The sequence below is a fragment of the Streptomyces sp. NPDC101181 genome (assembly GCF_044767975.1).
In the GTDB taxonomy this organism is placed as follows: Bacteria; Actinomycetota; Actinomycetes; order Streptomycetales; family Streptomycetaceae; genus Streptomyces.
Window position 1 is genome coordinate 155060 of record NZ_JBIWOX010000015.1, and the last position, 24584, is coordinate 179643.

Genomic DNA, 24584 nt, shown 5'->3' on the forward strand with positions numbered 1-24584 from the left:
GAACTGTGGGGCGGTACCCCGCGGTTGGTCAGATGCCCTGGTAGACGGCCAGTCGGCCGCACATGCCGAACCGGCCGGTGGCGGTCGGCCCGGTCGAGGCGACGCGGGCCCCGGCGAGGTGGCGGACGTCCCGCTCGCGCAGCGCGCCGAGATGGGCTCCGGTCGTCCCGGCCGCGGCCTCGGCGCCCTCGCGCCAGCGCTGTTCCCAGTCGTCGAGCCGGGACCGGACCAGCTCGGCGGCCGCCCGCTGGAAGTCGGCGAGCGGACCCGGCTCCCCGGCCTCGGTCGCCGCGCGCAGCTCCAGGAACCGCCGGGTGGCCAGATCGCGGCGGGCACGGGCGACCCGCGCCTGCCCGGCCTCCGGGAGACCGGTGGGGATACGGACGGCGGCGGCGTACGTAGCCTCGTCCACCAGCTGGTCCGGCGGCAGCGTGAGGACCGCGTCCCCCGCCTCCGGCAGCCCGCTGTTCTGCATCACCACGGTGATCTCCAGACCGCCGTCGTTGACCAGGCGGTGGATCGTGCCCGGGGTGAACCAGGCCACGACGCCCGGCTCCAGCGGCGTTTCCCGGTACCCCGAAGTGGTCAGCGTCTGCACCGCGCCGCGCCCGGCGGTCACCACGTACCCCTCGGTGCAGGCCAGATGGAGATGCGGGGTGCCGCCGCCCGGCAGCCCTTCCACGGTCGGCCAGTCGTAGACGGAGAGCCGGGACACCCCGACCCCGCCGGGGAAGCCGTCGTACGCCGAGGTCACCACGGGTGCGCCTCCAGGTGGGCGGCGACTCGCTCCCGGTCCCAGGCCCCGTCGGCCACATGGACGCGGTAGCCACGGCTCAGGGTGTCCCCGGGGGCCAGGACCAGCTCCTCGGAGAAGGCCCAGGACGGGGCGACGGCGGCGAACGGGTCGGTGCGGACGAACCAGTGCGCCGGATGCGTCCCCTTCTCGCCGAGGTGGTCGTTGGACCGCGCGTGCTCGAAGACGACGGTGGCGTGCCCGTCCCGGTCGTCGTGCTCACCGCTGTAGGCCAGCCACGGCGCCTGACCGCCCATCAGGTCACCGTCCCGGCCGTCGTGTCCGGCGGTGAAGACATGGCCGTCCCGGAAGGCGCGCGGTCCGCGCCAGAAGAGCCCGGTGTACCCGGCGGCGGGGCGGCCGTGCGTGGTCGGGCTGCCGAAGCGCAACGGCTCCTCGCGCCGGTTGGTGACCGACGACGTCCACGTCAGGGACCAGCTCCCCGCCTCCGCGTCCACGTCACGCACCTCGATGCGGCGCTCCTCGTCGGCCCACAGCGTGCCGTCGTACGGGTGCCAGGTGAGGCGTTCGGCGATGACGGCGCGGTCCGGGGCTACGGCCACCTCCTCGAAGGCGGTGTGGGCCATCGAACCGATCCGGTCCGGCAGGGCGAGATAGCCCTCGCCGTGCACATAGGTGTTGCCGCCCCACAGGTTCTGCCCCGACAGATGCGAGGCGGTGAGCTGGAGCCCCTTGTGCCAGCGGTGGTCGTTGGGGCGGTAGTCGGTGACCGTCGCACCGGACAGGGTGCGGACCGGGTGCAGATACGGCTTGGGGGCCTCCCAGGCCGCTTCGGGCCGGTAGACGTAGGCGAGCAGATCCGTCGCTCCGTACGAGACGGTGATCCGGTCCCCGTGGACGTGGCTCAGCGAGAGGGTCATGCGCGGTCCTCCTCCGGTACGCCCGCCGGGGCCCAGCCCGGGGCGTCGCCGTGCAGTGCGGTGTAGTAGGGGTCGCCCGGACCGATCTCCCCGGCCCGGACGGTGGTCCCGGTGAACGCGGACTTGTACAGCGCGGTGATCAGCTCCAGCGTGCGCCGCCCGCCCGCGCCGCTCGTCGGGTGGCGGCGGCCCAGGGCGATGTCGTCGACCAGGACGCGGAGCTGGGCGAGGTGGGAGCTCGGTTCGTCGGCGCCGAAGTCGCGCCACTCCCGCACGGTCTGCTCCGGTACGCCCGGTGCGGGGGTGATGCGCCAGTCCGCGTTGCCGTAGCCGTACAGATGCGTGAGCTCGACCGTGGCCCGCTCGCAGTCGATCCGGATGCGGCTCACCTCGTCCGGGCTGAGCACGCTGTTGACCAGGGTCGCCACCGCGCCGGAGGAGAAGCGGATCTGCGCGGTGGACACGTCCTCCGTCTCCACGTCGTGGACCAGGCGCGCGGCCATCCCGTGCACCTCGGACCACGGGCCCAGCAGGTCCAGCAGCAGATCCGTCTGGTGGATGCCGTGGCCCATCGCCGGTCCGCCGCCCTCGGTCGCCCACCGCCCGCGCCAAGGCACGGCGTAGTAGGCGCTGTCGCGGTACCAGGTGGTCTGGCAGTGCGCGACCAGTGGCCTGCCCAGCGCGCCGCGCTCCAGCAGTGCCCGGACATGGCGCGCCCCCGAGCCGAAGCGGTGCTGGAAGACGATGGCGGCACAGGGGTCGCCGGCGCCGCCGGTCGCGGCCGCCTCGATCGCGTCGTAGTCGGCCAGCGACGGGCACGGCGGCTTCTCGCACCAGACCCAGGCCCCCGCCCTCAGCGCGGCCACGGACTGTTCGCGGTGCACGGCGGGCGGGGTGCACAGCACCACCAGGTCCGGCCGCACTTCCGCGAGCATCGCCTCCAGGCCGGTGCCGTGGTACGGGATCGACTCCTCCTCGGCCAGCGAGCGCGCCGCCGCCTCGACGACATCCACCGCCGCCACGACCTCCACCTTCCCTTCGTCGGCCAGCGTCCGCAGCGCGGGCAGATGGCTGGTGCGGGCGATCCCTCCCGCGCCGACCACGGCGGTGCGCAGCGGGGTGGGCGAGCGGTGCGAAGACATGAAGCCCCTCTCGTGAGGCGGTCGGGTCGCGTGAGGCGGTCGGTCCCGTCGGGCGTCCGGACGCTGCGGCGACCGACGCGGGACGGTCCGCGCGCCGACCCGGGCCGTTGGCGTGGAACCGTTCGACGGCCGGAAACGACCGGTCCGGATTCCTGTTGTTCCAACGTTGTAACCGCCGTGTATCCCCGAGGTCAACCCTCCGTCGGCAAGCAATCCGACCACCCCCTTGCCGGGGGCAAGGGTCTCTGGGCTGTGCATAATCAAAGAAAACGATGATGGGGGGACGGTTCATGGCGGCGGTCACGCTGAAGGACGTGGCGGAGCGCGCGGGCGTATCGATCAAGACGGTGTCCAACGTTGTACGCAACGCGCCCCGAGTCTCCGAAGCGACCCGGACCCGGGTGCTGGCGGCGGTGGGGGAGCTGGGCTACCGCCCCAACCCCTCGGCCCGGCGGCTGCGTACCGGCCGCAGCGGACTGATCGCGCTCGCCGTCCCGGACCTCGGCACGCCCTACTTCGCCGAACTGGCGCACCACGTCGGGCGTGAGGCCTCCGCGCGTGGCTTCACGGTGCTGATCGAGGAGACCCGGGGCGACGCCCGCGAGGAACTGCGCTTGGCGACCGGGGTCGGCGCGTCGCTGCTGGACGGGGTGATCCTCTCGCCGCTGCGTGTCTCGCCGGGCGATCTCGCCCCGGTGGCCGACGAGTTCCCGCTGGTGCTGCTCGGCGAGCGCGACTACGGCAGCGGTCAGGTCGTGGCCGACCATGTGCTGATCGACAACGTCGCCGCCGCCCGCGAGGTCACCGCGCACCTGGCGGCACTGGGGCACACCAGGATCGGGGCGATCGGGGTGGACGAGCAGCGCTCGGCCACCAGCAGGCAGCGCCTGGAAGGTTTCCAGCAGGCGTTGCACGAGGCGGGACTGACCTACGATCCCCGACTCGCCGCGCCGGTGGGGGAGTTCGACCGGCCCAACGGGCTCGCGGCGATGCGCGCGCTGCTCGGGCTGCCCGCCGCCGCCCGGCCCGACGCCGTGTTCTGCTTCAGCGACCTGCTCGCCGTCGGAGCCCGCAGGGCGCTGTACGAGGCGGGCCTCGACGTCCCGGGCGACGTGGCGCTGGCGGGCGTGGACGGCTCGGGCGAGGCGCTCTACGCGACGCCCTCGCTCACCTCCGTGGTCCCCGACAAGGCGGCCATCGCCTCGCTCGCCGTCGACTGCCTGGCCGCCCGGATCGGCACGGAAGGGCCCCTGCCGTACGAAGTCCGTATCGCGCCGCACCAGTTGGAGGTACGGGAGTCCACGAACGGGGTACGACGGCCCTTGCGCGGGTAGCGCGTTTCCGGCCCGCACGCACACCCGCGCCCCGGCCGCCGCACGAGCACGGCAGGGACGCGCGCCCGGGGCACCGCCGCGCGTGGCACGAACACGGCACAGGCACGAAGCGGCACCGACCCCCGCCCGCGCCCTGGGCGCCGCACGGCAAGTACGGCACGGCACAAGAACGGCACAAGCACGGCACGCAAGCACGGGCACGGCAAGCACGGCACGGCACGGAACCTCATCCGCACCTCATCCTCCGGGAGCGCCGTATGAACTCTCCGCACCGCTTGTCCCGCCGCACTCTCCTCGGCGGCTCGCTCGCCCTCGGCACCTCCGCCGCGTTCGGCCTGCCGGCCTCCGCGCACGCGAGGGCCCGCACGGTGGCGGCGGGCGAGGTCGTCCCCGTCGACCGGAGGTCCATCGGCGCCTGCCCGGCGGCCGACGCGGCCGGGCGGCGGATCACCGCGATCCTGGCGGGCAGCGCCCGCTACCTCATCGGCCCCTGGTACGCGGGCACCTACCGGACGTATCTCCCGGACGGCTACATCGACCTCAAGGGCACCGACGAGCGGGCCGTCCGGCTGCCCGCCATGGCCGCCGTCGCCACCGCCACCGCCCTGGTCACCGGGGTGTACGACCCGGCGACGCTCTCCGCCGCCAACGCCACCGTCCGGACCCGCAACCTCATCCGCACACTCGCCGCCCGGCACCGGGCCAACAACACCGAGGCCGCCACGCGGTGGGGCGACGGCTGGCAGACGGCGCTCTGGGCGTACTACACCGCGCTCGCGGGCTGGTTGTTCTGGGACGAGCTGGACGCGAAGGCGCGGGGCGACCTCGCCGCGATGACCGCCTGGGAGGCGGACCGGCTGACCACCGGCGACGATCTGTACCTGGTGGGCCGTGGTGGTCACCAGCTCTACGAGAAGCGCCGCGACGGCAGTGTGGTCACCCCCGGCGACAGCAAGGCCGAGGAGGACAACTGGAGCGCCGCCGTCCTCTCCCTGGCCGCGGTGATGATGCCCGGCCATCCGCACGCCGCGGTGTGGCGGCACCGCAACATCGAACTGCTGGTGGCGGCGGCCGCCTGCCCCGCCGACCTCACGGGCGACACGACGCTCGACGGCATCCGGCTGGCGACCTGGCTGCGCGGCACCAACATCGCCGACGACGGGACCCTGGACAACCACAACATCCTGCACCCGCTGTACATGGTCGCCTTCGACCAGAGCCTCTACCAGGGGTTCGTCTTCGGCCTCGCCGACCTCCCCGCCCCGCGCGCCGCCCTGCACAACATCACCCGGGTCTACTCCGCCCTGGTCGACAAGGAGTTCCCGGACCCCGACGGCACGAGGCGGACGATCTACCAGCCCGGCTCCGGCGAGATCCACTACCCGGAGGGCAACGACTGGGGCACGCACTTCCCGTTCTACTTCGGCAATTTCGACCTGCTGGTCTCGCTCACCGCGCAGGACACCGGGATCGACCCGGCCGCCGCGACCTGGGAGCGGCTGCACAACGAGGAACAGCTCCGGCTGATGGCCCGCTTCCCCGACGGCCGCACCTACGGTCCCTCGGGGGAGAACACCTACTACGGACGTGAGCACCGCATCGGCGCGATGGCCGGGCAGGCCTTCCTCACCCTCCTCATGGCGCGCAACACCACGGGGAACCGGCTGCGGTTCGCCTGAGAACGCACCGGAGCCGTTCGGGCCTGCCTAACCGCTTCGGCCGGGGCGGCCCCCGCCCCGGCTCCGCACGTCGGCCCCCGCCGCCCGAAGCGGGCGGCGGGGGCCGACGTGCGATGACCACCCCTGGATCAGGGGAAGTTGGTGACGGTCGACGGGATGGTCGACGTCCCCGAGGTGGGGGAGCCGACGTCGTTGATCACGTGCTCGTACTGGCCGTTGCCGCCCAGGGACACCACCAGCAGGTTGTGGAAGCGGACCCCTGGCTTCACCGGGGCCTTGAAGCCGTGCTCCTGGATGATGGTGGGATCCACGTTGTAGTAGCAGTAGCTGCCCATGCCCCAGCCTTCGTGCTGGGTGACGGAGTCGTCGACGCGGTAGGCGGCGTAGCCCTTGGTGGTGCCGTTCTGGATGGCGGCCTGGTTGGGGGCGTCGTAGGCCTTCTCGTTCTGGAAGAAGATGGTGCGGCCGCGTTCGCCGTACCACTCGACGTCGTACTTGTTGAAGTGTTCGACGAACAGGCCGGTGGCCAGGACGTCGTCGCCGTTGACGCGGACGCCGTAGTCGGCGCGGTTGGTCTCCCAGCCCCAGCCCTCGCCGTGGTCGGCGCGCCAGACCCAGGTGTGGTCGATGATGGTGTCGTCGCTGTTGACGACGACGCTGGTGGTCGCCTTGCCGGGGCCCGCGCCGCCGATGCGTACGAACACGTCCTGGAGCGACGTCGGGTTGGCCGAGTGGTCGGCCGAGGCCCCCTGCGGCCCGACCTCCAGCAGCGTCGGGGAGTTGACCGGACCGGCGTCGATGAGGAAGCCCGCCAGTTTGACCCCGTCGACGTCGGCGACCTTCATCGCGGTCACCCCGTTGTCCGGGATGATCGTCGCCAGACCGAGGCCCAGGACGACTGTGTTCGCCCGGTCGACGTTGATGGTCCGGTCGATGTGGTAGACGCCCGGGGTGAAGAGCAGGTTCAGCCCCTGGGCGAGCGCGGCGTTGATGGTCGCGGCGGTGGCGCCCGCCTTGACGACGTAGAACCGGCTCAGCGGCAGGGACTCGCCCTGCTGGGTCCCGCCGGCCCACGAGACGCCCCGCGCGTTGACCCGCTTGGCCGGGACGAAGACCTTGTACTCGTTGCCGTCGAGGTAGAGGAACGGCTTCTCGCGGGAGATCGGAGTGGTGTCCAGGGTGGTGTACGGCGGCTTCGGGTAGCTCGCCGCGGGAGCGCCCTGCACCCCGGAGAACGTCATGTTCCACACCGCGTTGGTCCAGCCGCCGACGGAGCTGTCGCGGGTGTACCACTGCTGCTGGGAGTAGGGGCCGACGGTGCCGTCGATCTTGCTGTCGGCGATGTAGCCGCCGCTGGCCCAGCCGTAGCCGTCGGGGGCGAGGTTGAGTCCGCCCTTGACGTGCATGCGGCGGAAGGGGGCGGCCTGGGAGACCGCCCAGCGGTTGGTGCCGTTCACCGGGTTGAGGGTGAGGTTCTCCGCCGAGCGCCAGAAGTTCTGGGTGGCGTTGCCGTTGAACCAGCCGGCGTCGACGGTCACGTCACCGTTGAAGGTGGTGTCGTTGGGGTGCAGGCCCAGCCCGGCGATCTGGGTGTAGAAGCCGATCTGCGCGTTGAGGTTGTCGTACGTGCCGGGCTTGAACATCAGCGCGTGGCGTCCGCTGCCGAACTGCGCCGACTCCTGCTGTTTGAAGATCGCGTCGACCTTGCCCTGGATGTCGGGCGTGGACGGGTCGAAGACATGCACGTTCGGGCCGAGATCACCGCCACCCGGGATCTCGGGACCACCCCCGCCCCGCGTCCCGAACACCTGGAACTCCCAGAGCGAATAACCGTATCCGGTGGCCCGCTCGGTCCCCGTGAGGCGTACGTAGCGGGCGTCGCCGGAGACGTTCAGCGTCTCGTTGCCGCCCCGGCCGGTGGTGGTGCTGTACGCGGTCGTCCACCTGCTGCCGTCCGTCGAGAGCTCGATCCGGTAGCCCTTCGCGTACGCGCCCTCCCAGGCCAGGTCGACCCGGCTGACGGCCGCCGACGACCCCAGGTCGATGCGTATCCACTGCGGGTCGGAGAACGCGCTGGACCAGCGCGTCCCGCCGTTCCCGTCGACGGCGTTGCCCGCGCCGGTACCGCCGTTCTCCTGACTCGACGCGGTGACCGCCGCACCCTGCGAGAGCAGGACCGGGGCGGCCTGGGCGGAGGGGGACCCCACGGCCGAGAGGAGCGCCGCGACCAGGACGGTGATGAGGACGAGAGTGAGCGCGCGTAGGCGCGGGGTCGCGGCCGCCGGGGGCCGCGAGGGTCTGGCGAGAGCAACGGACATGACGGATCTCCCGAGGTGTCAGGTAGCAGATGCGGGGTGCGACGCGCGTGATGCGACGTGTGACCTGTGAGGTGCCGAACGGAAGGGCGGGGGCGGATGCGCGCCCCCAGGAGGAGAGAGCGCTCTCTCGGTGCTCGAATAATTCTCCCGTGTTTCCGTCGCGTCAAGAGTTGTGCACAGGATCGTCGCCGTCGGCGCACCGGCCTGCGTGATGCTTCATCTCTCGAACTCAGCAACAGAGTTGTTGGCCCATCAGATGGGTCAACCGAGAGACGGCCGCCTCGGCTCCCCGGTACCGGCCCCGCGCGATCCCTTGACGGTTGGCATCTCGGACGCCACGCTCCCGTTAGCGGGGGAGCGCTCTCTCGGCACCGACCCCGCTGTAGAGCCCCCTAGGAGTTCGCATGAAAGCCCGTGGCACACCACGGTCGCGCGGTGCCCTTGCGGTCCTGGCCGCCGTAGCCCTCCTGTTCACCCTCTCGGTCGCCCTCACCCCGGAACGGGCCGTCGCCGCGCCCGTTCTCGTCTCCCAGGGCAAGCCCGTCACCGCCTCCAGCGCCGAAGGGCCCTTCGCCGCTTCCGGCGCCGTGGACGGTGACCCGGCCACCCGCTGGTCCAGCGGCTTCACCGACGACGAGTGGCTCCGCGTCGACCTGGGCGCGCGCACCCCGGTCAGTCAGGTGGTCCTGGTCTGGGAGGCCGCGTACGCCCGCGGCTACCGGCTGGAGGTCTCCGACGACGGGGAGCGGTGGACGACCGTCCACTCCACCACGAACGGCCCCGGAGGGACCGAAACCCTGGCCGTCTCCGGGACCGGCCGGTACATCCGGATGCACGGCACCGAGCGCGCCACCCCTTGGGGCTACTCCCTCCACGAGTTCCAGGTCTACTCCTCCACCGGGGGCCCCGCCCCCGGCGACGGCGACGTCCTGCTCTCCTACGGCAAGCCCGGTTCGGCCTCGACCTCGCAGCACGACGGCACCTGCTGGGAGTGCTCCCCGGACAAGGCGTTCGACCGGGACCCCGCCAGCCGCTGGGCCACCAGCCCCGAGGGCGGCTGGAGCGACCCGGGGTGGATCGCGGTGGACCTGGGCGCCCGCGCCGAGATCCACCGGGTGGTCCTCCAGTGGGACCCGGCCTACGCCACGGCCTACCGCGTCGAGGTGTCCGACAACGGCACCGACTGGACGACGATGTACGAGACCGCGACGGGCGCCGGTTTCAGGGAGACCCTGGACGTGCGCGGCACCGGGCGTCACGTACGGCTCCACGCCACGCGGCGCAGCGGTCCGTACGGCTACTCCCTCTGGGAGTTCCAGGTCTGGGGCACCGGCGGAGCGCCGAACCCCGCGCCACCGCTGCCGCCCGCCCCCGACTACGACCGGCTGGTCTTCAGCGACGAGTTCGACGGCCCTGCGGGGACGGCGCCCGACCCCGCCAAGTGGGTCGTGGAGACGGGCCCCGGCCCCAACAACGAGCTGGAGTACTACACCGACAACCGCAACGCCGCCCACGACGGCGACGGCAACCTCGTCCTGGAGGCCCGCCGTGAGGAGACACCGGGCTCGTCCTGTCCGCGCGACCCGCTGAGCGGCAGCACGACCTGCCAGTACACCTCGGCGCGGCTCAACACCTACGGGAGGTTCCAGTTCACCTACGGCCGGGTCGAGGCCCGGATCAAGGTCTCCGGCACGCAGGGGCTGTGGCCCGCGTTCTGGATGCTCGGCGCGGACTACTTCGACCGGGGGCGGCCATGGCCGTACACCGGGGAGATCGACATCATGGAGCACGTCGGCAAGGAGCCCGGCACCACCTACTCCACGCTGCACGCCCCCGCCTACCACGGCGCGGCCGGGTACGGGGCGCCGTACTCACTGCCCGGCGGCGCGGACTTCGCCGACGGCTTCCACACCTTCGCCATGGACTGGGACGGCGCGGGCATGACGTTCCGGGTCGACGGCCGGGTCACGCACACCGTCAACAAGGAGCGGCTGGAGCGCACCCGGGGACCGTGGGTCTTCGACCACGACTTCTTCCTCATCCTCAACAACGCGGTCGGCGGTGACTGGCCCGGACCGCCCGACGCCACGACACGCTTCCCGCAGAAGCTGAGCGTCGACTACGTCAGGGTCTGGCGGTAGCGGGCACCCACCACACGCCCGGTCCGGACCACGGCGGTGGTCCGGACCGCACCGCGTCCGCGCACGGCTCAGCGGGGTTCGTACACGATCCAGAGGGGGCCGTCGGCCAGGTCGATCCGCCCGCCGTCCGGTGTGGTGAACCGTGTGGGCGAGTCCGTCGAGGTCCGTGTCCAGCGGGCCTCGTACGCCCTGCCGTCGCGCAGGACGTGCGCGGTGCCCGAGCCCGTGGTCTCGGTGAACGGGGTGTTGTTCCCGGAGCGGTCGCCGAACGACGACGGGCGGACGGTCACGTCCTGCACGATCACCGTCCCGGCCCCCAGGCGCCCGCCCTCGCTCGTGCGGGCGGGGGCGCCGTCGAGCGCGACCAGCCACCGGGCGGTCCCGGCGGACCAGGTGAAGGTCACGGAGGCGGACGGGAAGCGCACCGTACGGCTGTCCGTCGCCGTCCCGCCGGGCGGCGCCGCACCGAAGCGCAGCCCCAGCGCCTCGGCGGCCGCCACGCCCGACGCGGTGTACGGGATCCGCGCGGGCCGCAGGTAGAGGTTGTGCGGGGCGGGCCGGCCGGGATCGCGGACGTAGGCCTCCGGGACCTCCGACGGCGGCACGGCGTCCAGCGGGGCGCGGCCGATGAGGGGCAGCAGTCCGCTCTGGGCCCCGGAGAACGCGAGCGTGGGCCGGTCGAACTGGCGCAGCAGCTCCAGGTCGGTCTCCCGGGCGCTGCGGACCGGGCCGATCACCGGCGGCACCTCGGAGGAGTAGACGGCGAGGATCCGGCTGAGTCCGGCCTCCACCTGCTCGACGTAGACGATGTCGGCCCGTTCCAGACCGGTGTGGGGCCGGGCGGGCGCCACGTTGTCGATCTTCACGGCGAGCACCTTCGTGTCCGTGGCCGCACCCGTGTCCGTCCCGGACGGGGAGCTGGCCCGGGGCGATGGTCCCGAGCCGTTCCCGCCCGTGCACCCCACCGCGAGGACGCCCAGGGCCAGAGCGGCGAACAGCGCCGTGACCCACCTCTTCACTCCGGCTGCGGACATGGCGACCGCCCTTCCGGGGCACCGGCCGGCCGCCCCGGCGGAGCGCTGCCGTGTCGCTGCCCTCTTCCCTCCATCATCACGCGGCGGGCCCGCTCGCGGCCGCCAGGGCGACCGCGGAAGTCCCCGGGCCGGGGCCCGGCCGCGGCCGGAATCGGACGCCACCGCGGCCACGATGGTGCTACCGGGGGATCGGTCCGGTCTCTACGGTGGCGACAGGGGCGGGTGAGCGGGCTCGCCCGGCGCGACGGGTGAAACGGAGGGGGTTTTGGTGGAAGCCGAGTTGATGACACTGGCGGCCTCGGGTGCGACGACCGTGGTCGGGCTGATGGCGACGGAGGCCTGGACGCAGGTACGCGGACGGGTGGCCCGGTTCCTGTCCCGGGGCGAGGACCCCGAGGCGGTCGACGCGCAGCTGGAGGTGTCGCGCGCCGAGCTGGCGGCGGCCCGCGCCGACGCCGACGAGGTGACGGCCGCCGACATCGAGGCGGAGTGGCGCACCCGGCTCCGCCGGGCCCTGCACGCCGACCCGGAGGCCGCGGGGGAGCTGAGGGCCCTGCTCGACGAACTGGAGCCTGTCCGGCCCCCGGCCCCCTCGGTGTCGGTCACCAACACCGTCAGCGGAGGCACGTTCCACGCCCCGGTGCTCCAGGCGCAGAACATCTCCCGCCCCGATCTCCGCCCGCGCGGGCCCCACGGCTCCTGAACAGCGGCGGACGCCCGGGGGCAGCGGTCGCACGCGGGGGAGTCACCCCCGGTCGTGGCCGTCCCCCTGCCCCGCCGTCCCCTTCCCCGCGACGAACCGCACCGGCGCCCGGAACCGGGCCCTGCGGGCCGCGCGGCGGAACGTGGTGAGGACGGCGGGGCCCGCCAGGACGACGCAGACGAAGTTCGTGACGGCCCGCCCGGTGTCCCAGCCCAGCGACGTCGCCACGTCGAACGCGAGGTAGCGCTGCCACTGCTCGGTGAAGGGGAGCCCCGGCAGGTAGGCGATCGAGCTGTTCGGGTCGACCGAGAAGGGCCAGAAGGACAGGTTCAGCAGGAAACCGAAGAGGTAGCCCGAGAGCGATCCGTAGACCGCCAGCATCAGCACCTCGCGCCGCCCCGTGGCCCGGGGCAGCAGTCCCGCCAGCATGCCGACGAACGCGCAGCCGAACATCTGGTACGGCATCCACGGGCCGACCCCGCCCGTGATGAGAGCGGACGCGAACAGGGACGTGCAGCCCAGCGTGAAGCCGAAGCCGGGGCCGTAGACGCGGCCCGCCAGGACAAGGACGAAGAACACCGTCTCGATGCCCGCAGTGCCCGCGCCCAGCGGACGCAGCGCCGCGTTCACCGCGGACAGCACCCCGAGCATCGCCAGCGCCTTGGAGTCGATGCCGCCCTCGGAGATCTCGGAGATCACCACGCACAGGACGAGGACCAGCAGCACCCCGAAGATCAGCGGCGGCGCGTAACGCGTACCGAGCCGCCCCGGGGCGACGACGAAGGGCCAGAAGAAGGCGACCAGGCCGAGGAAGGCGGCCATGGCGATGACGACCCCGGCGCGCGGAGCGATACGGATGGCCCCGGCGGAGCGCTCGGTGAGGTCCTTCACGCCTGAGCCTCCCCGCCCGGCAGCACCGCCGCCACCTGGTCCACCGTCAGATACGGGAGCGGGGAGAGGATCTTCGCGACCTGCGGGGCGAAGACCGGGGAGGCGACGATCACCTCGCTCGTCGGGCCGTCCGCGACGACGTCGCCCTCCGCCATCACCACCACCCGGTCCGCCGCCCGCGCCGCGAACTCGACGTCATGGGTGGAGACCACCACCGACCGCCCCTCGGCGGCCAGTTGGTCGACCATCGCGATGAGCTGGGTCTTGGCCCGGTAGTCCAGGCCCCGCGTCGGCTCGTCCAGCAGCAGGACCCGGGGCGCCGCCGCCAGCTGGATGGCCAGGACCAGGGCCAGCTTCTGCCCCTCGGACAGGTCGCGGGGGTGCCGCGTCCCCTCGATCCCGGGGGCCAGCCGGTCCAGGATCGTCCGGGCGCCGGGCCCGCCGCCCTGCGTCCGGGACTCGGCGTCCGCCTGGTCCAGCTCCTGTTTCACGCTCTCCAGGTAGAGCAGGTCGGTCGGGGTCTGGGGAACGAGCCCGACCAGTCTCCTGGCCTCGGCCGCGGACAGACTCCGGGGGTCGCGGCCCTTGCCCGTACCCTCCGGACCGACCGGCCCCACCCGTACCGTCCCAGCCCGGCGCGGGCCCGAGCCCTGGAGCGCCCACAGCAGCGACGACTTGCCCGAGCCGTTGCGGCCCATCAGCGCCGTGACCTCACCGGCCCGCAGACCGAGATCCACCTCGCGGACCGCCGCCACCCCCCGGTAGGCGACCGTGATGCCCCGGGCCGTCAGCAGGCCGCTGCCCGCCGTCTCCACCGCCCGGCGCACCGGCGGTGGCGGGGTGTCCGCCAGGGCCGTGCGCAGCGGCCGGGCCGCGCGGCGGGCGTCGCGCACCGACAGCGGCAGCGGGGACCAGCCCGCCGCACGGCCCAGTTCGACGATGGGCGGCGCGATCGACGACGCGGCGAAGACCTCCGCGGGCGGGCCCGCCACCACCCGGCCGTCGCCGGGCAGATGGATGACCCGGTCCGCGTACTGCACCACCCGCTCCAGCCGGTGCTCGGCCAGCAGCACGGTGACCCCGAGGTCGTGGACCAGCCGGGTCACCGCCGCCAGGACCTCCTCCGCCGCCGTCGGGTCGAGCGCGGACGTCGGCTCGTCCAGGACCAGGACGCGGGGGTGGGCGGTGAGCACGGAACCGATCGCCACCCGCTGCTGCTGGCCGCCGGACAGCTCGTGCAGCGCCCGGTGGCGCAGGTCCGCGAGCCCCAGCAGATCGAGGGTCTCCTCGACCCGTTTGCGCATCACCGTCGGCAAGATCGCCAACTGCTCCATCGCGTAGGCGAGTTCCTCCTCCACCGTGTCCGTGACGAAACCGTCCAGCGGATCCTGGCCCACCACCCCGACGACATCGGCGAGTTCGCGCGGCGGGTGGTCGGCGGTGCTCCGGCCGTCGACCGTGACCGTGCCGTACAGCGTGCCGCCGGTGAAGTGCGGGACCAGCCCGTTGACCGCGCCCAGCAACGTCGACTTGCCGGAGCCCGTATGACCGACCACGAGGCAGAGTTCGCCCTCCTCGACCGCCAGGTTCACGTCCCGCAGGACCGGCTCGTCGGCGTCGTCGTAGGCGACGGACACCTGGTCGAAGGTGATCATGCGGCTTCCTCGGTGCGCGGTGCGGTGGGATGCGGGGTCGGCGGGTCCGGCGGCGGGGCCAGGAATCCGGCGGCGCCCGCGAGCAGGATGGCGGCGGCCGGGACCAGCGGCAGGTCCGGCCAGCTCAAGGGGTAGATGGACGGGTTCAGCTCGGCCGGGTCGTAGCCGACGTTCACGAACAGCAGGACGGCCGAGAGCACCCCGCAGGACGCCACCGCCCACTCCGCGAACCGCCAGGGGTCGGGCCGGTACGCCGTCCGCGTCACCCGCCGCCCGCCGATCCGCAGCCCGGCCAGACAGAGCACCGATCCCGCGGCGAGCGCGGGCAGTCCCAGGAGTTTCGGCGCGGCCGGATCCAGCAGGCCGTAGGCTCCGGCGCACAGCCCGCACATGCCCAGCAGCATCAGCCCCCCGGTGAGGCGGCGAGAGCCCGCGGTGGCCGTCCCCGCTCTCCCGTAGCCGCGCGAGTCCATCGCCGCCGCCAGCCGCAACGACCGCTCCAGCGCGTCCTCCAGGACGGGCACGACGATCCCGCGCAACGCCTTGAGGCCTTTGTTGCGCCCGGCGCGCAGCCGCCGGGCGCGGGCCACCCGCTGGACGCTCTGCACCAGTTGCGGGGCGACGCTGATCGACACGGTGACGGCGACGCCCAGTTCGTACAGTGCGCCGGGCAGCACCCGCAGCGCCCGCTTCGGATTGGCGAGGGTGTTCGCCGCACCGACGCAGCACAGCATGCACGCGAGCCGCAGCCCGTCCGTGGCGGCCGACAGCAGCGCCTCCAGCGAGACCGGTCCGCCGAGCTGGATACCCGCGTACCAGTCCGGGGTCGGGATGCGCGGCAAGGAGAAGAGATAGTGGTCGGTCGGCCGGATCCCGGTGGCGAAGACCGCCCGGAAGACCACCCGGATCGCCACCACCGTGAGCGCCAGATACAGGTAGTACTGGAAGCCGCGCGCCCAGGGGGCGTCGGTGCGCCGCACGGTGATGACGTAGCCGAGCACCGCGAGGACCAGGAACAGCAGCAGCGGGTTGTTGGTCCGGCTGACCGCCGTGGCCAGGGCCAGCGCCCAGATCCACCAGGCGACCGGGTGCAGGGTGCGCGGCAGCCGCCGGCCGCCGGTGTCCCGGCTCGCGGCGGCGCGCTCCTGGGCCGCATGAGTCACGGAGGGGCTACCGCTCACGGCGGCGGCGCTTCGCGGCGAACACGGCCGCGCCGCCGATCAGCACCACGAGACCGGCCGTCGCCGCCACCGGCACGACCGACCCGGAGTCGTGCTCCGCGTCCGCGGCCGGGGCCGCGTCAACCACCTTCGCCGACGCCCCGGGCGCGGCCGCCGCGGCGTCCGTCGTCGCGGGGGCGGAGGGACCGGACGAGGAGGCGGAGGCGGACGGCGAGGCGCTCGCGGAGGGCGACGCCGACGCCGACCGCTTCGGCGGGGGCGTCGGTGCCGCCCGGCCGTCCTCGGCCGGAGGCCGCGTGGTCCGTACGGGGTCCGGTTCCGGCTTCGGCCGGGGGGCCGGATCACCGCCGACGGGACGGGTGTTGCGGGCGCGCAGCTGGTCGGGGGTGAGGGCCGGGCGGCCCTTCGTCCCCCCGATGTCCGTGCCGCCGAAGATCCACAGATCCACGCTGCCCGGCCGCGGCTTGTAGCTCATCGCCCCGAGCTGGCTGTACTCCCAGGTGTTCTCCCCAGGGCCGGCGTGCCAGTACGACCAGTAGGCCGTGGCGGGTGGAGTGAGGACGCAGTCGTCCTGCTGCGGCGTCGGGTACTGCTTGCCGCCCTGGTGGCCGCTGTAACCGATCCGGCAGATGAACGCCGGGCCGTCGTGCCCGGTGCCGGTGGTACGCCAGCCGCCCTGGTTGAGCAGTTCGTAGCCGGTCGTCGGCGTCGTCCCGCAGGAGCGGTAGACGGGACCGCCCCACCGGCTGAAGTCGACGGCCAGCACGACACCCGAGGAGGTGGTGCACCGCCCCATCGGCTGCGGGGCGGCGGCCGCCGGGGCGACGGGCGCGAGCAGGGCCGCCCCCGTCAGTCCGAGGACGGCGGCGGCGTGCGCGACGGCCCGCCGGAGTCCGGCCCTCACCGCGCACCGCCCGGCACCGTACGACGGGCGCGGGCGGCCACGACCGTCCGCCAGCCCACCAGGACCAGTCCCGCGGCAGCCGCCGCGAGACCCAGTGCCCGCACACCCGTCGACGCCAGCCCGCCCCCGCCGCCCGGCCCCACGGCGCTGCTGTCACCCGGTGTGACGATCCGCGGCGGCGCGGTGGAGGGCGGCACCGGGTTCGGCGTCGTGCCCGTCAGGTCGCGGGTCAGCGTGCCGAAGGAGATCCCGGTGGCCCCGCCGACCGCCTGCGTCGAAGCCCGCAGGTCCGAACCGCGCTGCCCCTCCTTGGCCACGTTGAAGCCGCCGTCCGGGTTCTGCTGCGAGGCGAGGAACCTCAGGGCCTTCGTGATCTGCTTCTCGTACTTCTCCCCGTCCAGCGACAGCCCCTGCACGGCGAGCGCCGCCGTGTTGACCGAGTTGCCCGCCGCGCCCGGGAATCCGCCGTCCTTCAGCTGCCGGGAGGCGATCCAGGCCAGCGCCTTGTCCACGGCCGCCTCGTGCGCCTCGCCCGGAACGAGGTCCAGGGTCATCGCGGCCATCGCGGTGGAGTCCACGTCCGCGTCACCGGTGGGCGGCACCAGGCTCGGCCAGGCTCCCGAGGAGGCGTGCTGAAGGCTCGCCAGATACGCGACCGGGGCCTTCGCGGCGCTCTCCTCGCCCGCCCGCACCTGGGCCATGACGCCGAGGGACTGGGCGAACACCGACGGAGCGTAGGTGTACGCGCCCCTGGCGGCGCAGCTGCGGTCCGGGGCGGTGGACGGCTTCGTGCAGACGGCGTCCGCCAGCGCGGCGATCAGGTCCTGGCCGCCGAAGGCGCGCGGGTCCCGCTCGACGACCTGGGCGAGGACGGCCGCCTTGCCGATCGAGCCGCCCAGCGCGTGCGCGCCCCCGACTCCGGTCCAGTCGCCCAGGGTCCGGCCCTCGCCGTCCTTGCCGCCGTCGTCGAGGAAGTCCACGACCGTGCGCAGCGCGTTGTCGTCGTGCCCGGTCGCCGCCAGGGCGAACGCCCCGTCGACGGTGAGTCCGAAGTCGGCGCGGCCCGTGCCGCCGCCCGCCGCGTAGTAGCGCCCCTGCTGGAGGTTGGCCGGTGCGGTGAGGTAGGCGACGCCCTTCTTCAGGTCGGGTCCCGCGCCCGGCGGGCGGGTCGTCGGCGGGGCGGTGGTGGGCCCGGTCGTCGGGGGAGTGGTCGGCGGAAGGGTCGGCTCCACGGGCTTCGCGGTCAGCGTGACCAGGCTGGTGTCCGCCCCCGCGAGCACGGCGGGCGCGGTCGGGTAGAGCGCACCGTCGGTGGCGCTCTCCTCGAACCCGAAGCCACCGTCGTCCAGTTGCTGCCGCGACAGCCAGGAGACCGCCGCGTCGGCCGCGCCGCCGTCACCGAGCGCGCGCAGCGCCTGCGCCGCGTACGCGGTCGCCGTGATCGAGCCGGTGGTCGCGCCGTTGTACCCCGGGAACGCGCCGGTCTCCAGCTGGGCCTTCCGCAGGTACGCGCGGGTCCTGGCGACGGCCGTGTCCTGGCCGCCCGCCTCGTCGAGCACCAGCGCGACCAGTCCGGTGGTGGCCGGGTCGCCGTCGCAGTTCTCGCCGGGGGTGATCAGGATGCTGGTCACCGAGCCGTCCTGGCACACCAGTTGGGTCAGCCGGGCCGTGCTCGCCGCGGGCGGTTCCACGCCGCCGCGCAGCAGGGCCAGCACGGACAGCGCCTGCCCGTCCGCGTACTGCGCGCCGCGGAAGTCGCCCTTGGCCGTGCAGCCGGGTGTGGGGGCCCCGGACTCGGGGCCCGCCGGGCAGACGTTCTCCTTGAGGTCGCCGAGCAGATCGCGCCCGCCGAAGGCCCGCGGGTCGCCCCCGGTGATCTCCGCGAGCAGCGCCAGCCGGGCCGCCGCGGGGGCGTCGGGCGCCTCGTCGGTCCCGTTCGGGTAGGCGTAGGGACCGGTCCGGGTGGTGAGGTGGGCGGCCACCTTGTCCAGGGCCGGGCTCCTCCCGCCCGCCGCGGCGAGCGCGTACGCGGCCTCGGTGGTCAGCACGTCGTCGTGCGCCCCGGTGTCCGGGTCCGCCACATGGGTGTCGTCCCGCAGCTGGCCGGTCACCCAGCGGGCGGCGGCGGGCAGGTCGATCTCCCCGGCGGGAACGCTCGGACCGTCCGTCGGGCCCCCGGTGGGGCCGGGTGTCCCGCCCCCGCCGGCCCGCACCTCGTCCGGGGTGAAGTCGGGGCGTCCGGTGGTGCCGCCGACATCGGTGCCGCCGAACACCCAGGCGTCCACGTCGCCCGCCTTGGGCTTGCGGTCCATCGCGCCGAGCGGGCTGTAGGACCAGGTCTCCTGGCCGGGAGCGGCGATCCAGTACGACCAGTAGGCGGTGGCCTGCGGGGTCAGCACGCAGTCCTCGGTGGCCGGAGTGGGGTACCGCGTACCGGAGTTGAAGGAGCCCGCACCGATCCGGCAGATGAAGCCGTCGCCGTCGTGCTGGGTGCCCTCGGTGGTGAAGCCGCCCTCGTGGAGCAGTTCGTAGCCGCTGGTCGGCGTGGTGTCGCAGCCGCGCACCACCCCGCCGCCGAACGGGCCGAAGTCCACCGCGACGACCGCTCCCCTGGTGGCCGTGCACTCCCCGACCGGGTCGGCCGACGCCGGGACGGCCCCGCTCACGAAGGCGACGCTCGCGGCGAAGATCAACGCGATGGCGGAGACCGACGACAGAAGTCTCCTCTTCCCGGCATGCCGGTTCCGTTGCTGTGCGGTCCCCACCACGGCCCCTCGTGTCGTCCGGGCGGGCCCCGCGTGGCAGAAGGCACCCGGCGGGGGCGAGCCCCGAACGGGCCGCCCACGGGGAGCTGTTCGAACCACGCCGTAGTCCGCGACGGCGCTTCTCGCTGAAAATCCTGGTCCCAGGCAGTCCGGCTCGCCCGCGCGGTGGCGGGCCCACGGTTGCGGGTCAGCGCCGGATTTCGACCGGCTTCCCCTGGGGCTGAGTGCTTATCAGGCGGATTGGAACACGCTCTCGAAGAGAGCGTCAAGGTGTTCCGCGTCTCCCCGGCGGGCCCCGCGGCGCACGCCGCGCCCCTCCCTGGCGCACCCCTGCCGCCTCGGGTAGCGTCCTGGCCTGCCGTGTGGGGGAACCCGGTGCGAATCCGGGGCTGACGCGCAGCGGTGTGGGGCGGCAGGGGGCCGTTCCCGAGCCCGAATGCCCATCCGGCAGCTGTACCAGGAGAAGCCGTACCCACGCGTTCAGGCGTCGGCCACCCGCCCTGCCCTGCCCTGTGCGGCCCGGGAGGCGCCGCGGTGCCGCGCGCCCCTCATCCTCAGGAGCAGGCCCATGCCCCGTTCTGCCACGTCCCGCACCTCGCGTACGCCCCGCCGGATCGCCCTCGTGGCGCCCGCCGTGCTGGGGGCGTTCGTCCTCACGGCGCTGCCCGCCGCGGCGACGTCCACGCCCGCCCAGATCGCCACCTCGAAGACCAACGGTGTGGCGTACGTCAAGTCCCTCCAGGCCGCCGACGGTTCGTACGCCGGGCCGGGGCTCTCCAACGAGTGGGCCTTCAGCGCCCTCGCCGCCGCCGGAACGGCCGCCGTCGACGTGACGCCCGGCGGCGACGCGACGAAGAACGCCCGCACCGTCTACCGCAACCTCCTGGCCACCCCCGGCTGGCCCTCCGCCACCCCCGTCGTCACCGACTACCAGCGCGGCACGCTCAACGCGTACGCCGCCGGGATCGACCCCGCCCGGGTCTCCGCCTCGCGCAACCTGATCGCCGACATCTACGGCTACTGGCAGAACGCGGAGGCCGGCTACTTCGGCCCGTCCGCCAACTACAACGGCACCGTCTTCGCCGCCCTCGCCCTGGGGGGCGCGAGAACCCAGGCGGGCGGCCAGCGCGTCCCGCAGGCCCTTCTCGACCGCGTCGTCACCCGCCTCCGGGCCAACCAGCACAACGACGGCGGCTGGACCTACGCCAAGGCCGAGGGCAACGCCACCGAGCTGAACAAGCCGAGCGACGTCGACATGACGGGCGCCTCGATGGCCGCGCTCTGCGTGTCCGGCGTGCCCGGCACCGACGCCGACATCCTCCAGGCCAAGGCGTTCCTCAAGAGCAAGCTGGTCAACAACAGCGGCGCGTTCAACGCCATGTACGGCATCAACACCAGCTCCAACGGCTGGGCCGTCTCCGGGCTCAACGCCTGCGGCATCAACCCGCAGACCGGGGACTTCCTCACCCCGATGGGCAGGACCCCGGTCGACTTCCTCATCGCCCAGCAGTTCAACCCGGGCGGCGGCTTCAAGTACCAGCCCTCCGACACCTCCCCGTCCGCCTACTCCTCACTGGACGGTCTGCGCGCCGTCGCGGGCGGCGGCTTCACCGCGGCCCCGCCCGCCCCGGTCACCCCGGGCGCCCCCCGGTGGGTCGCGGCGAGCGGCTTCACGGCCGGTACGGCGACGAAGCTGGCCCTCACCGTGGACGACGGCGCCGGAAACCCGAAGGTCTGCTCGGTCGCCCTCACCCCGACCGGGACGACCACCACCCTCGGCGACGTCCTGGCCGCCGCGACGGGCGCGGCCACCCCGGCGGGCTGCGTCACCTCGGTGGTCCCCGCCTCCGGCACCGGAACCGTCACCTCCGTCAACGGCAAGGCCAACGCCGGTTCGGCGACCTGGAAGGTGTCCGTGGACGGCTCCGCGTTCGCCGGGGCCGCCCGCAACAAGGTGATCGGCGTCGGCGACACCATCGCCCTGCGCTACTCCTGACGCCCTCCGGTGCGGGGGACGCGCTCCGGAGGCGCGGGCGGCGTCCCCCGCACCGGGTACGGGACGAACGTGCTGCTGTTCTCGTCGATGGCCAGCGGCTGCCCCAGCGGTGGCACCGCCCGCTGCGGGCAGTCCAGCCGCTCGCAGATCCGGCAGCCCATCCCGATCGGCGTCGCGGCCGAGGCGTTGTCCAGGTCCAGCCCGTCGGAGTAGACCAGCCGCCCGGCGTGCCGGATCTCGCAGCCGAGCCCGATCGCGAACGTCTTGCCGGGCTCGCCCCAGCCGCCCCGGTGCCGGGTGAGAGCCCGCGCGGTCCACAAGTGGCGCTGCCCGTCGGGCATGGCCGCGATCTGCACGTGGATACGGCCGGGCGCGGCGAACGCCTCGTACACGTTCCACAGCGGGCAGGTGCCGCCCGCTCGGGAGAAGTGGAACCCGGTCGCGGACTGCCGCTTCGACATGTTCCCGGCCCGGTCGACCCGGACGAAGGAGAACGGCACACCGCGCAGCCGGGGCCGCTGGAGCGTGGACAGCCGGTGGCAGACCGTCTCGTAACCGAGGCCGAAGAGGTCGGTGAGCCGCTCGATGTCGTACCGCACCTCCTCCGCCGCCGTGTGGAACGCCCGGTACGGCAGGATCAGCGCGCCCGCGACGTAGTTGGCCACTCCGATCCGGGCCAGCGGCCAGGGCGCCGACCCCTCGTCGAAGTCCTCCGAGGCCAGTCGTGAGATCTCCCGGCCGTGTTCGAGCAGGGCGAGCTGGGTGGCCATCCGGAACGCCTGCTGGCCCGGCCGGAGCCGGTTCGACAGGTGGAGCACCCGGGTGTCCGGGTCGTAGTGGTGCAGCCGCCCGGTGTCCGCCGCCCGGGACGCGGGCCGGCCGGTCCCGTCCGGCGCGGTGACGAGCCGGATGCCGTGCCGCTCGGACAGGCGGGCGGAGAGCGCCCGGACCACCTCGCCGGGGCGTACCCCGATCTCCGCCGCCAGCTCCTCCGCCGCCAGGTCCGCCTCGTGGAGGTAGTTCTGCCGCCGGTAGAAGAACTCGCGGATCTCCTCGTGCGGGGAGCGCGGCAGCTCCGCCCCGCCGCCGCCCCGCAACTCGGCGGCCTCCGCCAGCCGCCCGGCCAGCGCCTGGTTGCGGCGCCCCAGGTCCAGCAGCACCTTCGCCACCCCCGGCAGCCGGGAGGCCAGCTCGGACAGCTCCGCCGCCGAGACCCGGGCGGCGCCCACCTCGTCGGCGAGGGCCTCCCGCAGATCCGCCAGGACGCGGGAGGTGTCGCGCTCCGAGAAGAAGCCGGGGTCCACCCCGAAGGCCTCGGTCAGCCGCAGCAGCACCGGCACGGTCAGGGGACGGGAGTCGTGCTCCATCTGGTTCAGATAGCTCGGTGAGATCGCCAGCATCCGGGCCAGTTCCGCCTGGCTCAGCCGACGCTCCTCCCGCAGCCTGCGCAGCCGCGCTCCCGCATAGGTCTTGCTCACCCCGGGGCTCCTCCCGCCGCCGCCACCCTGGCGGCAACCCTAGCCGTCGAAGCGCCGCCCGGACCCTTCGCAATCTTGGCAAAGTGCCCGAGAAGATTCGCAGAACTTGGCACACGTACCCCATTGATGGCACTCAGTGCCACTGTCAGAGTTCCTTGTGCGGCCCATCGGGCACCGGCTCCGGGTCGGGATTCCGGGCGCGATTTCACGCCCTGACGTCGTTCTCCCCGGATCTCCGGCCGGATCGCCGGGCGCATTGCTGACCGTTCCACCTCGGAGGTCCGGTGGGCCGCACCCGTCGAGTCGCGTCACCCAGTGACACGACTTCGCACCGTTCACACGATCGACCCACACGACTTCGGGAGACACCCCATGGCGCAGGCAAGGACGACGGCGGAAGAGCTGGCGCGGCGGTGGGCGGACGACCCCCGCTGGAAGGGCGTCGAGCGCACCTACAGCGCCGAGGACGTGGTCCGGCTCTCCGGCAGCGTCCGCGAGGAGCACACCCTCGCCCGCCGCGGCGCCGAGCGGCTCTGGCGCCAGCTCCACGAGCGGGACTACATCCACGCGCTCGGCGCGCTGACCGGCGGCCAGGCCGTCCAGCAGGTCAAGGCGGGCCTCCAGGCCATCTACCTCTCCGGCTGGCAGGTCGCCGCCGACGCCAACCTCGCCGGGCACACCTACCCCGACCAGAGCCTCTACCCGGCCAACTCCGTGCCGAGCGTCGTCCGCAGGATCAACAACGCCCTGCTGCGCGCCGACCAGATCGCCACCGCCGAAGGCGCGGGCGACACCACCGACTACCTGGCCCCGATCGTCGCCGACGCCGAGGCCGGCTTCGGCGGACCGCTCAACGCCTTCGAGCTGACCAAGGCGATGATCGAGGCCGGAGCGGCGGGCATCCACTACGAGGACCAGCTGGCCTCGGAGAAGAAGTGCGGCCACCTCGGCGGCAAGGTCCTCGTCCCCACCGCCCAGCATGTGCGCACCCTCAACGCGGCCCGCCTCGCCGCCGACATCGCCGACGTGCCCACCCTGATCGTGGCCCGCACCGACGCGCTCGCCGCCAGCCTCATCACCAGCGACGTGGACGAGCGCGACGCCCGGTTCATCACGGGCGAGCGGACCGCCGAGGGCTTCCACCGCGTCCGCAACGGCATGGCCCCGGTCATCTCGCGCGGCCTCGCCTACGCCCCGTACGCCGACCTCATCTGGGTCGAGACCGGCACCCCGGACCTCGCCCAGGCCCGCGAGTTCGCCGAGGCGATCCACGCCGAGCACCCGGACCAGATGCTGGCGTACAACTGCTCGCCGTCCTTCAACTGGCGGGCCGCCCTGGACGACGACCAGATCGCCAAGTTCCAGCGCGAACTGGGCGCCATGGGCTACCGCTTCCAGTTCATCACCCTCGCCGGATTCCACTCCCTCAACCACGCGATGTTCGACCTGGCGCGCGGCTACGCCGAGCAGGGCATGACCGCCTACGTCGACCTCCAGGAGCGCGAGTTCGCCGCCCAGGAGCACGGCTTCACCGCGGTCAGGCACCAGCGCGAGGTCGGCACCGGCTACTTCGACCAGGTCTCCACCGCCATCAACCCCGCCTCCTCCACCACGGCCCTCACCGGCTCCACGGAGGAGGAGCAGTTCCACTAGAGAGCCCGTCCGGTCGCGGGGTGCCGAGCCCCCGCG

Annotated in this window: 17 protein-coding genes and 2 riboswitches; of the genes, 6 read left to right on the forward strand and 11 right to left on the reverse strand. The window is 73.4% G+C overall.

Annotation, left to right across the window (positions count from 1 at the left end; translation table 11 throughout):
- Positions 1-28: 28 nt before the first annotated feature.
- Genes ACIRRU_RS22160 through ACIRRU_RS22170 form a run of 3 tightly spaced genes read right to left on the reverse strand, consistent with a single transcriptional unit; the run spans position 29 to position 2816 of the window.
- On the reverse strand, positions 29-757 hold the full coding sequence (locus ACIRRU_RS22160; RefSeq protein WP_403683158.1) for a cupin domain-containing protein: 729 nt from the start codon (positions 755-757) through the stop codon (positions 29-31).
- Positions 751-1674: a PmoA family protein gene (locus ACIRRU_RS22165; protein WP_403683160.1), complete on the reverse strand. Its 924-nt coding sequence runs from the start codon at positions 1672-1674 to the stop codon at positions 751-753. Before ACIRRU_RS22165 ends, ACIRRU_RS22160 begins: the two co-directional genes overlap by 7 nt.
- Complete coding sequence (locus ACIRRU_RS22170; protein ID WP_403683161.1) at positions 1671-2816, reverse strand: Gfo/Idh/MocA family protein; 1146 nt, start codon at positions 2814-2816, stop codon at positions 1671-1673. Before ACIRRU_RS22170 ends, ACIRRU_RS22165 begins: the two co-directional genes overlap by 4 nt.
- A 290-nt stretch (positions 2817-3106) precedes the next feature.
- Here ACIRRU_RS22170 and ACIRRU_RS22175 point away from each other — a divergent pair, with 290 nt between their 5' ends.
- Positions 3107-4150: a LacI family DNA-binding transcriptional regulator gene (locus tag ACIRRU_RS22175; protein WP_403683222.1), complete on the forward strand. Its 1044-nt coding sequence runs from the start codon at positions 3107-3109 to the stop codon at positions 4148-4150.
- A 257-nt stretch (positions 4151-4407) separates the two neighbouring features.
- Positions 4408-5829: a hypothetical protein gene (locus ACIRRU_RS22180; RefSeq protein WP_403683163.1), complete on the forward strand. Its 1422-nt coding sequence runs from the start codon at positions 4408-4410 to the stop codon at positions 5827-5829.
- 128 nt (positions 5830-5957) lie between these two features.
- On the opposite strand, the gene ACIRRU_RS22185 is transcribed toward ACIRRU_RS22180, so the two are convergent.
- Positions 5958-8147, reverse strand: a complete 2190-nt coding sequence (locus ACIRRU_RS22185; protein ID WP_403683165.1) for a discoidin domain-containing protein — start codon at positions 8145-8147, stop codon at positions 5958-5960.
- A 404-nt stretch (positions 8148-8551) separates the two neighbouring features.
- On the opposite strand from ACIRRU_RS22185, the gene ACIRRU_RS22190 reads away from it, so the two are divergent.
- Complete coding sequence (locus ACIRRU_RS22190; protein ID WP_403683167.1) at positions 8552-10288, forward strand: discoidin domain-containing protein; 1737 nt, start codon at positions 8552-8554, stop codon at positions 10286-10288.
- A gap of 68 nt (positions 10289-10356) precedes the next feature.
- On the opposite strand, the gene ACIRRU_RS22195 is transcribed toward ACIRRU_RS22190, so the two are convergent.
- The gene (locus ACIRRU_RS22195; protein ID WP_403683169.1) at positions 10357-11322 is read right to left on the reverse strand and encodes a DUF3048 domain-containing protein; all 966 of its coding nucleotides are present in this window, start codon (positions 11320-11322) and stop codon (positions 10357-10359) included.
- A gap of 268 nt (positions 11323-11590) precedes the next feature.
- Here ACIRRU_RS22195 and ACIRRU_RS22200 point away from each other — a divergent pair, with 268 nt between their 5' ends.
- On the forward strand, positions 11591-12025 hold the full coding sequence (locus tag ACIRRU_RS22200) for a hypothetical protein (RefSeq protein WP_403683171.1): 435 nt from the start codon (positions 11591-11593) through the stop codon (positions 12023-12025).
- A 42-nt stretch (positions 12026-12067) separates the two neighbouring features.
- On the opposite strand, the gene ACIRRU_RS22205 is transcribed toward ACIRRU_RS22200, so the two are convergent.
- The 5 genes from ACIRRU_RS22205 to ACIRRU_RS22225 form a co-directional block, all read right to left on the reverse strand.
- Entirely contained in the window at positions 12068-12847 is a 780-nt protein-coding gene (locus tag ACIRRU_RS22205; protein ID WP_403683224.1) for an ECF transporter S component, read from the reverse strand.
- A 65-nt stretch (positions 12848-12912) separates the two neighbouring features.
- Entirely contained in the window at positions 12913-14571 is a 1659-nt protein-coding gene (locus ACIRRU_RS22210) for an ABC transporter ATP-binding protein (RefSeq protein WP_403683173.1), read from the reverse strand.
- Positions 14568-15734: an energy-coupling factor transporter transmembrane component T gene (locus ACIRRU_RS22215; RefSeq protein ID WP_403683175.1), complete on the reverse strand. Its 1167-nt coding sequence runs from the start codon at positions 15732-15734 to the stop codon at positions 14568-14570. Before ACIRRU_RS22215 ends, ACIRRU_RS22210 begins: the two co-directional genes overlap by 4 nt.
- A 7-nt stretch (positions 15735-15741) precedes the next feature.
- Positions 15742-16656 carry a hypothetical protein gene (locus ACIRRU_RS22220; RefSeq protein WP_403683176.1) on the reverse strand — a complete coding sequence of 305 codons (915 nt, stop codon included), beginning with the start codon at positions 16654-16656 and terminating at the stop codon, positions 15742-15744.
- Entirely contained in the window at positions 16653-19421 is a 2769-nt protein-coding gene (locus ACIRRU_RS22225) for a prenyltransferase/squalene oxidase repeat-containing protein (RefSeq protein WP_403683226.1), read from the reverse strand. The genes ACIRRU_RS22220 and ACIRRU_RS22225 overlap by 4 nt, the downstream gene beginning before the upstream one ends.
- 123 nt (positions 19422-19544) lie before the next feature.
- A riboswitch (cobalamin riboswitch) is annotated at positions 19545-19681 on the reverse strand.
- Between the two features lie 105 nt (positions 19682-19786).
- Positions 19787-19863, forward strand: a riboswitch (cobalamin riboswitch).
- A 126-nt stretch (positions 19864-19989) separates the two neighbouring features.
- Here ACIRRU_RS22225 and ACIRRU_RS22230 point away from each other — a divergent pair.
- Entirely contained in the window at positions 19990-21417 is a 1428-nt protein-coding gene (locus ACIRRU_RS22230; protein WP_403683178.1) for a hypothetical protein, read from the forward strand.
- On the opposite strand, the gene ACIRRU_RS22235 is transcribed toward ACIRRU_RS22230, so the two are convergent.
- Complete coding sequence (locus ACIRRU_RS22235) at positions 21408-22895, reverse strand: short-chain fatty acyl-CoA regulator family protein (protein WP_403683180.1); 1488 nt, start codon at positions 22893-22895, stop codon at positions 21408-21410. The two genes, ACIRRU_RS22230 and ACIRRU_RS22235, sit on opposite strands and share 10 nt — an antisense overlap.
- 372 nt (positions 22896-23267) lie before the next feature.
- On the opposite strand from ACIRRU_RS22235, the gene aceA reads away from it, so the two are divergent.
- Positions 23268-24548, forward strand: coding sequence for an isocitrate lyase (aceA, locus tag ACIRRU_RS22240; protein WP_403683182.1), 1281 nt, complete (start codon positions 23268-23270; stop codon positions 24546-24548).
- The last annotated feature ends 36 nt before the right edge of the window (positions 24549-24584 follow it).